We start from the raw sequence: 11620 nt of genomic DNA, 5'->3' as shown, positions 1-11620 counted from the left end.
CCGCCGGCTCAGACGCCCGCCGCGATCCGGCCGTAGTCGGTCCAACCGCCGTGGCCGTCACCGCCGTTGTTGAGGAAGGCGGTGGTGGGGCCGGTGGTGACGAGGTAGTCGGCATGGGCGTCACCGTTGATGTCGGCCAGTGCCACCGTGGCCTGGTCGGTGGTGAGCCCGGTCGCCGTCCGGCCGTAGTCGGTCCAGCCGCCGTGGCCGTCGCCGCCCTTGTTGAGGAAGGTGGTGATGGAGCCGTCCGGGTTGATGACGTTGTAGTCGGCCCGCCCGTCACCGTCGAGATCGGCGAAGCGGACCCGGCCGCGGTCGGTGGTGAGACCGCCGGCGACCTTGCCGTCGTCGATCCAGCCGCCGTGGCCGTCGCCGCCCCGGTTGAGGAAGGCGCCCACGGCGCCGTCCGGCTGGGTGATGAGGTAGTCGGCGCGACCGTCTCCGTCGAAGTCGGCGAAGGTGACCTGGGAGGGGTCGGCGGTGAGCCCGCTCGCGACCTGGCCGAGGTCGTTCCAGCCGCCGTGGCCGTCACCGCCCTTGTTCAGGAACACCCGCACCGAACCGTCACCGTTGATCAGGATGTAGTCCGCGCGGCCGTCGCCGTCGAAGTCGGCGAAGCGGACCCGGCTGCGGTCACTGGTCATCCCGGTCGTGACCTGCCCCAGGTCGCTCCAACCGCCGTGGCCGTCACCACCCTTGTTGAGGAGCACCCGGGCCGAGCCGTCGTCGTTGAGGACGATGTAGTCGGCGCGGCCGTCGCCGTCGAAGTCGGCCCAGCGCACCCGGCCCGCCCCGCCCGACTCCGTACCGGCGTGGTGCACCGGCGCCGGGGCGGCCAGGCCGTCCGTGAAGGCGCGGTCCAGGGCCTGGTCGAAGGTCTGCGCCAGCCGCTGGTAGCCCAGGTCGTCGGGGTGCAGCCCGTCGGCCATCTCGGCCGGGGTCAGCGCGGGCGCGGCGGTGTAGCGGACCTTGCGGCCCTGGGCCTGCTTCGCGAGAACGGCCTGGCTCAGGGCGCTGTTGTAGTCGGCCACCTGGGCGGTCAGGTTCGGCGTGGTCGGGATCAGGCCCATCACGAGGACGGTCACCCCCGGCCGGTCGGCCAGGATCCGGTCGATCAGCGCCGACGTCCGGTCCGCGGCGTGCGCCTTGTCGGTGCCCCGGTCCAGGTCGTTGATGCCGATGTGGAGCAGGACGACGTCCGGCTGGGCGGCGGCCAGCCATCCGTCGACTCCGGCGAGGAGGTCGTTGACCATGGACCCGCTGTGGCCCTCGTTGTCCGGGTCGAGCACCGCGCCGTTGCCGCGCGAGCCCACCAGGTCGACGGTGTAGCGGTTCTGCTGGGCCACCAGGTCGGCGAGCGGTCCGCGGTACCCGGCGTCGGTGGTGCTCCGGTACCCGGCGGTGATCGAGTCGCCGAGCGGCATCACCCGCAGGACCGGGGCGGGCGTCGGTGCGGCGGCGGACGCCGTGGGGGCCACGGCGGCGAGTGCGGCCACTGCGGTCACCGCGGCCATGGCGAGTGTGGTGGTGCGCTTCACGGGGTTCCTTCCCTGTTTCCGGTCGCGGTTCAGGCGCCGGCGGCGATCTGGCCGTAGTCGATCCAGCCGGGGTTGTTCCGGTCGTCTCCGCCGTTGTTCAGGAAGGCGGTGGTCGGACCGGTGGTCACGAGGTAGTCGGCACGGCCGTCGCCGTTGATGTCGGCCAGGTCGACGGTGTTCTGGTTGCTGGTCAGACCGGTGGTGATCTTGGAACGCAGGGTCCAGCCGCCACCGGTGTCACCACCGTGGTTCACGTAGCTGGTGATGCTGCCGTCCGGGTTCACGATGTTGTAGTCGGCACGCCCGTCACCGTCGATGTCCGCCCACTTGATCCGCGACGTGTCGGCCGTGACACCGCCGGCGACCTTGCCCAGGTCGCTCCAGCTGCCGATCCCGGTGTTGCGGAAGACACCCACCGCACCGTCCGGCTGGGTGATGACGTAGTCGGTGCGGCCGTCGCCGTCGAAGTCGGCGAAGGTGACCTGGGAGGGGTCGGCGGTGAGCCCGCTCGCGACCTGACCCAGGTCGCTCCAACCACCGTGGCCGTCACCACCCTTGTTCAGGAACACCCGCGCCGAACCGTTGTCGTTCAGGATGACGTAGTCCGCACGGCCGTCACCGTCGAAGTCCGCCCAGCGCACCCGACCCGCCCCACCCGACTCCGTACCGGCCGAGGACCCCCGGCCGTCGATCGGCGATACGTAGCCGCTGACGTGCTTCGACCCGTACATCCCGCCGGCGGTGATGGTGCCGCGGGTGACCTGGCTGTTGCCCTGGTTGCCGCCGATGGTGCCGACGGACCCGTCGGAGTTGACCGAGACGACCAGCGAGACGTGCTCCGCGTAGCCGGAGCTGTAGTTGAAGACGGCGGCGTCACCGACGCGGGGGGTCGAGTGCAGACCGGAGCCGTACTGTCCGAAGCTGCCGGCCCCGGAGGTCAGCCCCGAGACGTTGACGCCGTTCTGCGCCCAGACCCAGCGGGCGAAGTCGGCGCACCAGTTCTCGCCGCAGCTGGTGTAGTAGCCGCTACCGCCGGCGCTGTTGGTGTCGCAGGCGCCGTGGCCGAGGTTGGCCTCGGCGGTGCCGACGATGTTCGACCCGACGCCGGCGACGGCGATCTGGGCTCCCGCCAGCATGAGGACGGGTGTGACCGCGGCGGTGGCGAACGCGGCGGTGACCAGCGTGCGGGCGGAACGCTTGCGCATGGTGGGTTCTCCTGTTTCGGGCATGGCTGGGACAGGCGTGGTACGGCAGTGGAGGAACGGTCCGCGGGTCGGGCGGTGGCGACGGGCACGGAGACCGGGACCGGTGTTCAGTAGGCGCGGGGCGGGACGGCTGCCCTGCAGGAGCAGCGGTCGTGGGCGCCCGCGGCGGTGCCGGTTAGCGGTGCCGTTTACTGCCAGATCATGTTGTCGTCGTGCACGTCGGCGGCCTCAACGCGGGGGACTGAGGCGGTGGCGTGCCCGGCGACGGACAGGGCGACGGCGGGCAGGGCGGCGGCGACGGCAAGGGTGACGACCGCGGCGGCCTTGGCGAGACGGGTGCGCAGCATGGTGGGGCCCTTCAACGGAGGCGGGGCCGGGTGGGTGGAGCGGCCGGACCGTGCGTCCCGCGGTGCCGCTTCGTCCTGGTGGCCTCGCCGGCCGGTGCTCCCGGCCGGCGACCTCTACCTTCGTCGTGGCCCGAGGCGGACGGAAGGGCTGTCAGGTGGACGGAAACGTCCCCTGCCGGTTTCGTCCAGCGGGGCCGGATCGGGACAGTTCCAGTTCTTGACATCCTCACCCGCCTAAAGGCGAGTGATTCCCGCCTGTCGCACCGTTGCCCGGTGCGGCTTCGGGTGGGTTCCTGCTTCACCGCGCTGTGCCGGAACGCGTTCCGGTCTCACCTGCGCTCCACAGGCTGATACCGCCAGTCCGGCGGCCTTGGCGACGTTGACCGCCGCGTTGACATCCCGGTCCAGGACAGCCCCGCACGCCCCGCACGTCCACTCCCGGACACTGAGGGGTTTGGGCCCGTCCTTGACGCCGCAGTTCGAGCAGACCTGCGAGGTCGGCTCGAAGCGGCCTGTCCGGTGGAAGGCACGCCCGTAGCGGGCGGCCTTGTACTCCAGCATGGTCACGAACGCCGACCACCCGGCGTCGTGCACGGACTTGGCCAGGCGTGTGCGGGCGAGTCCCTTCACCGCCAGGTCCTCCACGGCGACCGCTTGGTTCTCGCGGATCAACCTGGTGGAGAGCCGGTGGTGGAACTCGCGCCGCGCGTCGGCCACCCGTGCGTGCGCACGGGCGACCCCGACCCGGGCCTTGTCCCGGTTCTTCGACCCCTTCACCTTGCGACTGAGCACCCGCTGCGCCTTCTTGAGCTTCTTCTCGGCGCGGCGCAGGAACTTCGGGCTGTCGATCTTCGTGCCGTCCGAGAGCACGGCGAAGTGGGCCAGTCCGAGGTCGATGCCGACCGTGGCGTCGGCCGCGGGCATCCGCTCACGGTCGGCGGCCGGGTCGGTCCCGACCACGAAGGAGGCGAAGTACCGCCCGGCGGCGTCCTGGACCACGGTCACCGTGGACGGCACCGACGGCAGCGCCCGCGACCACTTCACCCGCACGCCACCGATCTTCGGCAGACGCAGCTTCCCGCCGTCGGTGATCCTCCATCCGGCGTTGGCGGTGAAGCGGATCGCCTGCCGGTTGTCCCTGCGGGACTTGAAACGGGGCGGTCCGGCCTTCGGCCGCTTGCCCCTGATGCCGTCGAAGAAGTTCCGGTACGCGGTGTCCAGGTCCCGCAAGGACTGCTGAAGGATCACCGAGGACACCTCGCCGAGCCAGGCACGCCCGGGGGTCTTCTTCGAGGCCGTCAGCCGCTTGGACAGCTCGGCCGACGTGACGAACGGCAGCCCGGCGGCGCGGGCGTCCTCGCGGACGCGGAGCGCGTCATTGAAGACCACCCGTGCACACCCGAACGACCTTGCCAGCGAAGCACGCTGACCGGTACTCGGGTACACACGGAAGGCGTACCGAAGCTGCACGATATTCACCGTAGCAGTTTGGTTCATGTCACGCGTTGGAATCCGAATCCCGATGTGCGCACCGGCTGCCATGCCGCCCACAGCCTGCACGTCCACCTGGTTTTGTCACGAAGTACTGGCGCAGGGCCTCCATGGACGCCATGCCGACCCGCTGCGAGGAAATCACGCAGGACGTATGCGCGGACTTCGAGGCCGAGTTGAAGCAGTCCAACGGCGAACAGGACCACGTCCATCTGCTGGTGCACTACCCGCCCGAGATCCAGCTCTCCAAGCTGGTCAACAGCCTCAAGGGCGTCAGTTCCCGAAGGCTCCGACAGCCGTCGCTGCCGACGCGGATGATCGTGGTCGACCGCGCCACCGCCGTCATCCCGGTGAACAGCGACGACACGGCGGCGGCGGCCGTGGTGCTGACCGGCCACGGCACGCTGACGGCCCTGTGTGCCCTGTTCGAGAACGTCTGGGACGCCGCGCGGCCCCTGGTGGGCCCCGCCGTGCGCGACTCCCGGGGCCTCAGCGGCCAGGAGTCGGCCGCCCTGCGGCTGCTCTCCGAGGGGCACACCGACGAGGCGATCGCCAAGCGGCTGGGCGTCTCGCCGCGCACGGCGCGGCGGATCGCCACGGAACTGATGGAGCGGCTCGGCGCCCGCAGCCGGTTCGAGGCCGGTGTGCGCGCCGTCCAGCACGGCTGGCTCCCGGCCCGCGTCTGAGCGGCGCTCCCTCGGACGCGGGCCCGCACCGCCCGGTCAGTCCGGCACCACGTTCGACAGCGGCAGGCCCGCGAAGAAGGCCACCGCCTCCTCCCGCCAGTGCGGGCGCCAGCCCTCGGCCTCGGCGCGGGCCGCCTCGGCCCAGCAGCGCATGTCGGAGCGGAGCCTGCCGTCCACGCCCAGCCGCCGGGCCAGCTCGCGAACCCGCTCCACCGTGTCGTCCGGGCAGTGCGGGTCGCCGAGCGCGGACTCCACCACGGCCCGCTGGGCCTCGTCCGCGGCGGCGAGCAGGGCGCTCACGGCGTAGCTGCGGCGTCCCGCGCGGAGGTCGGCGCCGGTGGACTTGCCGGTGGCGTCCTCGTCGCCGAACAGGTCGAGGTAGTCGTCGCGCAGCTGGCCGCCGATGCCGACCAGGGTCGCGTAGCGGCGCAGCCGTGCGTCGTGGGCGGCCACGTCCTCGCCGGCGGCCAGCAGCCCCAGCCGCAGCGGGGCGAGCACCGAGTACCGGGTGGACTTGTACTCGCAGACGGTGTGCAGGAACTCCTCGTCCGGGAGCGACCGGAAATCGCGTTCGAGGTCGACGATCTGGCCGGTGACGGTCTCGGCGCCCGCGTTCAGCTGCACCTCCAGCATCGCCTGGCGCAGCTCGGCGGGGACGTCCGCCTCCAGCAGGACCCGCATCGCCAGGAAGGCCGCGAGGTCACCGGCCAGGACGGCCAGGCCGAGGGCGGTGCGGTCCGCCTCCGGGAACTCCCGGCGGTAGGCGTAGTAGGTGGAGGGGCCGCCGCGGCGTACGGGCGCGTCGTCGATGATGTCGTCGTGGACGAGCCCGTGCGTCTGGAGCAGTTCGATGCTCAGCGCGGCCTCCGCCAGGCCGGGCACCGGGTCGGTCGTCACCAGTCGGGCGGCCTCGTACAGCAGGGCGACCCGCAGGCGCTTGCCGCCGCGCAGTGAGAGGTCCCGCAGCAGCTCCAGGCAGCGCGGGGTGAAGCGGCTGAGCGGCGGCGTGTCGAGGCGCTCCGGCAGGGCGGCGAAGTAGGCCTCGAAGCGGAGGTCGAACCGGCGCCGGTGTCCGGCGGCTCGTTCGCGGGCGGCTGCCATGATCGTCTCGTTCACGGGGCCCACCCTCGCATCCGTACGGGCGCAGCCGCGCGGCCGGGGTCGGAGTCGGGGTCGGGGCGGGCCCGTGGGCGGACGCCCGTTGCCGGTGGCCTCCGCGCCTTGCCGGCGCATCCGCATCACCGCCTACCGGCGGTCACTTCAGCCGTCTTTCGGCCAACTGTGCGAAAGGTCTGGTCGCCGCCACGGTGTCTCCCTAGAGTGGCCGCAATCTTCCGCAAGTGACCCTTTCTTCACGCTGGTTCACCGGACCTTCACACCGGCGCACCGGCCCCGGGACGTTCAGCGCAGCCTGTTCCCACCATCGAGCCGTCGAGCCGGAAGGGCCGGGTCCATGACGCAGGCGTTCCAGTCCCCCGGCTTCGCCGCGCTCGCGGCCGACCGCGCGGTCGAGACCCGGCTCGTCGAGGAGCGCTGGCAGGCGGTCGCCTGGGATCTGGGAACGGGTCGACGCCGGGTGGTCACCGACCGACCGGGAGGCGTCCACCTCAGCGAGATCGAGCCGGACGGCGGGGCCATCTGGTGGTTCGACGCCGACAGCGCCGGGGAGGGGCGGTGGTGGCGCGAGCCGTTCGCGGGCGGAACAGGCGGAGCGGGTGGAACGGACGGAACGGGCGGCGCGGCGCTGCACGGCGTGCCGCCCGGGCGGGCCTACGGCGTCGCCTTCGACCGGACGGGCGCGCTCGCGGCGGTGGCCGTCGGCGTCGACGGCGCCTCGCACTGCTACGTCGGACCGCCCGCGGGCGAGGCGCGGCTGGTCGGTTCGGCGCCGGGCTACCTGAGCCTGGCCGACCTGTCGCCGGACGGCCGGCTGCTCGCCCTCGGCGGGCGCCCCGACGGGGACGACTCGGTGGTCCTCTGGCCGACGGACATCCGGCCGGACGCCCAGCACGACACCCCGGTGGACGGTCCGCTGCGGCTCGCCGGGAACCGCCGACTGCGGCTCTGGCCGATCGAGTTCAACCCGCTCGCGGTGCACGAACCGGAGCTGCTCCTGGTGGCCGAGGAGGACGAGCGGTACACCGTCGCGACCTGGCGGGCGAGCACGGGCCTGCGAAGACACCCGGGGCTCTCCTTCGACTCGCAGATCTCGGCCGGCTGGTACCAGGGACCGCGCGGAGTGCTGATCCAGCACGAGCGGGCCGGGCGGAGCCGGCTCCTCCTCGCCGAGCTCGACCCGCCGACGGGACAGGAGGCGACGCGCGTACAGACGCACGTACAGGCACACGCACAGTCGCGCGTACAGTCGCACGCACAGCCGCGCGTACAGGAGATCAGCACCCCCGGCGGCACCATCCACGACCTGTCCTGCGCCCCGGACGGCACCCTGCACTGCGTCTGGAGCCGAGAGTCGACCCCGCCCCGCCCGCTGGTCCTGCACCCCGGCACGGCGACGGCCGACCACCCCGACCCGGACGGCGGCGACACCTCCCGTACCCGGCGCTGGACGCCCCGGCCGTACGGGCGGATCCACAGCTTCGTCAGCACCCCGACCGGCCCCGGCCCGTGGCCGACCCTCTTCCTGGTCCACGGCGGCCCCGCCACCCACGACCGGGACTCCTACGACCCGCGGGTGAACGCCCTGGTCGACCGCGGCTACGCGGTGGTGCGCACCAACTACCGCGGCTCCACCGGCTACGGCGCCCGCTGGCAGCACGAGTACGGCCACCGGGTCGGGCTGGCGCAGATCGAGGACCTGGCCGCCGTCCGCGCGGAGCTGGTCGCCGACGGTACGGCGCTCGCGGACCGCACCGGCCTGTGCGGCTTCTCCTGGGGCGGCTACCTGGCCCTGCTGGCGATGGGCGCGCAGCCGGAGCTGTGGTCGCTCGGCATGGCCGCGCAGCCGATCGCGGACTACCCCGCCACGTACCGCACCACCACCCCCGCACTGCGCGAGCTCGACCGGCAGCTCTTCGGCGGCACCCCGGACGAGGTGCCCGAACGCTACCGAGCCGCCGACCCGCGGACGTACGTGCACCAGGTCCGCTCGCCCGTCCTGCTGGTCGCCTCGCGGACCGACGAGCGGTGCCCGCCCGACCAGGTCGCCCGGTACGCCGCGGACCTGCGGCGGCTGGCGGTGCCGCACGAGCTGCTCTGGGTGGACGGCGGCCACTACAGCCGCCGGACCGCCGACCACCGATCGGTGCTGGCCGCGATGGTCCGGTTCGCCGAACACGCCTGGCCGCCACCGCTCCCCCGGCCACCCCGGGGCGACCGCCCCGGGGTTCCCGCCGATTCGATGGAAGGAGGTGAACAGCCATGAAGCGACGCAGCATCCAGAACGACCCGATCAGCACCCCGGAGCGTGACCGGGGCGCCGTGGTGGTCCAGAACTTCGCGCTCGACATCACCAAGGCCGCGCCGGTCGCGCCTGCCCTGAAGGGGCAGCCGAAGCCGAAGCCGGAAGCGAAGAAGTGACCCCCCGTGGGGGCGGGGGGGCCCCCGGGGCCCCCCCCGCCCCCCCCCCCCCCCCCCCCCCCCCCCCCCCCGGGGGGGCGGGCGCCCGGGGCCCCCCCCCCCCCCACACCCCGCCGACACCCCTGACCGACCGCCTGCGACCGACGGAACTGGCCACCATGCGTATCGTTCTTCTGCACATGCCCTGGGGCGCGATCGACGTGCCGTCGCTGGCGCTCGGGATCCTGCACACCACCGCCGCGCGCGCCGGCCACCAGGTCGACGTCCGGTACGCCAACCTGGACTTCGTGGACTGGGCCGCCGAGACCGCGGGTTTCGGCGCGGACGACTACCAGTACTTCTCCGAGAAGTCCTACTTCCAGGGCGCGGGCGACTGGGCGTTCGCCGGCGCGCTGTACGGCGACGACGGCGGCGGCGACGACAGCACCGACAGCACCGGCTACTTCGAGTACCTGGCCGCCAACGGCGCGAGCGAGCAGGAGATCGCCCTGACCCGGGCCGTCCGCGCGATCGCCCCGGCGTTCATCGCCCGCCTGGTCGAGGAACTCGCCGCCGACCCGCCGGACCTGGTCGGCTTCACCACCACCTTCCAGCAGAACACCGCGAGCCTCGCCGCCGCCAGGCTGCTCAAGCAGCGCTGCCCGCAGGTGCGCACGGTGTTCGGCGGCGCGAACTGCGACGGTCCGCAGGGCGCCGCGCTGCACCGCAACTTCCCCTTCCTGGACTACGTGGTGCGCGGCGAGGGCGAGGCCGCCTTCCCGGCGCTCCTGGCGGGCCTCCTGGCGGGCGGCGACCTCTCCGCCGTCCCCGGGCTGTGCTGGCGCGACGGCTCCGGGACGTCGACGGCCAACGCGATGACGAGGCGCCCGCTGCCGCCCTCCGCGATCCTGGCGCCCCGCTACGACGGCTTCTTCGAGCGGCTCGACGCCTCCGTCGCGGCCGGCTGGGTCGATCCCAAGCTGGTCGTCGAGGGCTCCCGGGGCTGCTGGTGGGGCGAGAAGCACCACTGCACCTTCTGCGGGCTCAACGGCTCCTCGATGGAGTTCCGCTCCAAGCCGCCGGCGGACTTCCTCGCCGAGGTGCTCGGGCTCGCCGAACGCCACCAGCTGCTGGACGTCTACGTGGTCGACAACATCCTGGACATGGGCTACTTCGACACCGTCCTGAAGTCGCTGGCCGAACTCCCGGTCGACCTGCGGCTGCACTTCGAGATCAAGGCCAACCTGCGCCGCCACCAGTTCCAGCTGCTCGGCGACTCGGGCGCGGCCCAGGTGCAGCCCGGCATCGAGAACCTGAGCACCCGGGTCCTGCGGATCATGGACAAGGGGGTGACGGGCTGCCAGAACGTCCGCGCGCTGCGGGACGCGCAGAGCGCCGGGGTCTCGGTGACCTGGAACTACCTCTACGGCTTCCCGGGCGAACAGCCGGAGGACTACGAGTCGGTGATCCGCCAGCTGCCCGTCCTGCACCACCTGGACCCGCCGACCGGGGCGGGGCGGATCGCGATCGAGCGGTTCAGCCCGTACTTCGACCGCCCCGAACTGGGCTTCGCGATCACCCGGCCGGCCTTCCAGTACCGCGCGACGTACCGCCTGCCGGAGAGCGAACTCAACGAACTGGCCTACGTGTTCACCGCGCCGCCGCGCGGGATCGGCGGCGGGCTCGCGGAGCGGCTGGGCGCGGCGGTGGACACCTGGCTCGCGCGGTTCCCCGACAGCCGGCTCAGCTACCGGGACGCGGGCGGACGGGTCGTGCTCGTCAACACCCGTCCCGGGTACGACTGGCGGGTGGTCGAGCTGACCGATCCGGTGGAGCTCGCCGTCTTCCGGCTGCTGGCCCAGCCCCGCTCGGCCGCCGCGCTGGCCGCGAAGGTCCCCGGCGGGGCGGCGGCGGTCGAACCGGTGCTGGAGCGCTTCACCGCGCTGGGCCTGCTGTTCCACGACGGGGCCGGCTACCTCCAGGTCGCCGTCGAGTCCGACAACCAGGTGCTGATGCGGATGCGGCACCGGCACGGCCCCGCCGCCGCCCTCCCCCGCACCGAGGAGGTGCCCGATGCCGTCGCGATCGGCTGAACGGAACGATGCCGCACGGGACGACGCCGGAAGGACCGGTGCTGGAAGGACCGACGCCGCCTGGCGCGCGGCCGGCCCGGAGGTCGAGCTCTGGTTCGACTACGACCCCGCCGCCCGGGAGCTGCCGGGCTTCGCCCTCGGCCGCCGCACCCTGCCCGGACCGGCGCAGGAGGAGGTCACCGGGCTGCACCGCGCCGGGGTGCGCTGCCTGCGGCTGACCGAGCCGGTGCGGCTCTGCGCGGACGCGCCCGCGGCCTCCGCACGGGCGCTGATGCTGCTGCGCGAGGCGACCGGGCAGGGGCTGGCCGTGCTCTGGCAGGCGGTCTGCACGGACGGCTGCGCCGCGCGGCGCCGGTTCCACCACCTGTACCCGCCGGAGCGGTTGACCGGCGGGCCGGAGGAGGTCGTCGCCGACTGGCGCGCCACGTACTACCCGAGCAAGTGCGTCTTCCGGCGCGGCCCCGGCTTCGTCGAGGTGCGCGACCGCCGGTTCGGGACGCTGGAGCTGTTCACCATCGACGAGCCGGGCCACCTGGCGCAGGTGGACGCGCTGGCCGATGGCGTCGAGGTCGGCCGGCTGCCGGAGGCCGTCCACCGGGACTTCGCCGAGGCCGGTCTGATCGCCGAACAGGCCGGCCGCGCCTGGTTCCTGCCGATGCGGGTGCGCCGCTGGCCCTTCCCGTCGCTGACGGTGTAGCCGCGCAACCGCGTAACCGCGAGAGTTCCGAGCCCGAGGAGAGATCC

General features: G+C 73.0%; 9 protein-coding genes and 2 pseudogenes. 6 read left to right on the top strand and 5 right to left on the bottom strand.

What is annotated here, in order from left to right; all coding sequences use genetic code 11:
• Positions 1–8: 8 nt before the first annotated feature.
• The 4 genes from ACFY4B_RS26120 to ACFY4B_RS26105 form a co-directional block, all read right to left on the bottom strand.
• Positions 9–1538 carry an FG-GAP-like repeat-containing protein gene (locus tag ACFY4B_RS26120; protein ID WP_380779512.1) on the bottom strand — a complete coding sequence of 510 codons (1530 nt, stop codon included), beginning with the start codon at positions 1536–1538 and terminating at the stop codon, positions 9–11.
• A gap of 29 nt (positions 1539–1567) precedes the next feature.
• Entirely contained in the window at positions 1568–2743 is a 1176-nt protein-coding gene (locus ACFY4B_RS26115) for an FG-GAP-like repeat-containing protein (protein WP_387971546.1), read from the bottom strand.
• Between the two features lie 188 nt (positions 2744–2931).
• Positions 2932–3090: a hypothetical protein gene (locus tag ACFY4B_RS26110; RefSeq protein ID WP_375873014.1), complete on the bottom strand. Its 159-nt coding sequence runs from the start codon at positions 3088–3090 to the stop codon at positions 2932–2934.
• 234 nt (positions 3091–3324) lie between these two features.
• The gene (locus tag ACFY4B_RS26105; RefSeq protein ID WP_387971704.1) at positions 3325–4560 is read right to left on the bottom strand and encodes an RNA-guided endonuclease InsQ/TnpB family protein; all 1236 of its coding nucleotides are present in this window, start codon (positions 4558–4560) and stop codon (positions 3325–3327) included.
• 18 nt (positions 4561–4578) lie between these two features.
• On the opposite strand from ACFY4B_RS26105, the pseudogene tnpA reads away from it, so the two are divergent.
• Both tnpA and ACFY4B_RS26095 read left to right on the top strand, forming a co-directional pair.
• A pseudogene (gene tnpA / locus ACFY4B_RS26100) lies at positions 4579–4874 on the top strand (IS200/IS605 family transposase); the annotation flags it as partial.
• 3 nt (positions 4875–4877) lie between these two features.
• Positions 4878–5267: pseudogene (locus tag ACFY4B_RS26095) on the top strand (LuxR C-terminal-related transcriptional regulator); the annotation flags it as partial.
• Between the two features lie 36 nt (positions 5268–5303).
• On the opposite strand, the gene ACFY4B_RS26090 reads toward ACFY4B_RS26095, so the two are convergent.
• Positions 5304–6368 (bottom strand): polyprenyl synthetase family protein, encoded by a 1065-nt coding sequence (locus tag ACFY4B_RS26090; RefSeq protein WP_387971701.1) that lies wholly within the window; start codon positions 6366–6368, stop codon positions 5304–5306.
• 352 nt (positions 6369–6720) lie between these two features.
• Here ACFY4B_RS26090 and ACFY4B_RS26085 point away from each other — a divergent pair, with 352 nt between their 5' ends.
• The 4 genes from ACFY4B_RS26085 to ACFY4B_RS26070 all read left to right on the top strand — a co-directional run bounded on the left by ACFY4B_RS26085 (position 6721) and on the right by ACFY4B_RS26070 (position 11573).
• Positions 6721–8649, top strand: a complete 1929-nt coding sequence (locus ACFY4B_RS26085) for an alpha/beta hydrolase family protein (protein ID WP_387971543.1) — start codon at positions 6721–6723, stop codon at positions 8647–8649.
• Positions 8646–8804 (top strand): hypothetical protein, encoded by a 159-nt coding sequence (locus tag ACFY4B_RS26080; protein WP_181970410.1) that lies wholly within the window; start codon positions 8646–8648, stop codon positions 8802–8804. The genes ACFY4B_RS26085 and ACFY4B_RS26080 overlap by 4 nt, the downstream gene beginning before the upstream one ends.
• 158 nt (positions 8805–8962) lie before the next feature.
• Positions 8963–10876, top strand: coding sequence for a RiPP maturation radical SAM C-methyltransferase (locus ACFY4B_RS26075; protein ID WP_387971540.1), 1914 nt, complete (start codon positions 8963–8965; stop codon positions 10874–10876).
• Complete coding sequence (locus ACFY4B_RS26070) at positions 10857–11573, top strand: DUF5825 family protein (protein ID WP_387971537.1); 717 nt, start codon at positions 10857–10859, stop codon at positions 11571–11573. Before ACFY4B_RS26075 ends, ACFY4B_RS26070 begins: the two co-directional genes overlap by 20 nt.
• Positions 11574–11620 lie beyond the last annotated feature (47 nt).

The sequence above is a fragment of the Kitasatospora sp. NPDC001261 genome (assembly GCF_042896795.1).
Lineage (GTDB): Bacteria > Actinomycetota > Actinomycetes > Streptomycetales > Streptomycetaceae > Kitasatospora.
Note: the sequence above shows the minus strand (reverse complement) of the source record. Positions and strands in the feature narration are given on the sequence as shown.

What these genes read in the sequence shown, in the direction of transcription:
- ACFY4B_RS26115 (WP_387971546.1), bottom strand. Translation starts at nt 2,743, where the DNA reads ATGCGCAAGCGTTCCGCCCGCACGCTGGTCACCGCCGCGTTCGCCACC.
- ACFY4B_RS26080 (WP_181970410.1), top strand. Translation starts at nt 8,646, where the DNA reads ATGAAGCGACGCAGCATCCAGAACGACCCGATCAGCACCCCGGAGCGT.
- ACFY4B_RS26110 (WP_375873014.1), bottom strand. Translation starts at nt 3,090, where the DNA reads ATGCTGCGCACCCGTCTCGCCAAGGCCGCCGCGGTCGTCACCCTTGCC.
- ACFY4B_RS26070 (WP_387971537.1), top strand. Translation starts at nt 10,857, where the DNA reads ATGCCGTCGCGATCGGCTGAACGGAACGATGCCGCACGGGACGACGCC.
- ACFY4B_RS26090 (WP_387971701.1), bottom strand. Translation starts at nt 6,368, where the DNA reads ATGGCAGCCGCCCGCGAACGAGCCGCCGGACACCGGCGCCGGTTCGAC.
- ACFY4B_RS26075 (WP_387971540.1), top strand. Translation starts at nt 8,963, where the DNA reads ATGCGTATCGTTCTTCTGCACATGCCCTGGGGCGCGATCGACGTGCCG.
- ACFY4B_RS26085 (WP_387971543.1), top strand. Translation starts at nt 6,721, where the DNA reads ATGACGCAGGCGTTCCAGTCCCCCGGCTTCGCCGCGCTCGCGGCCGAC.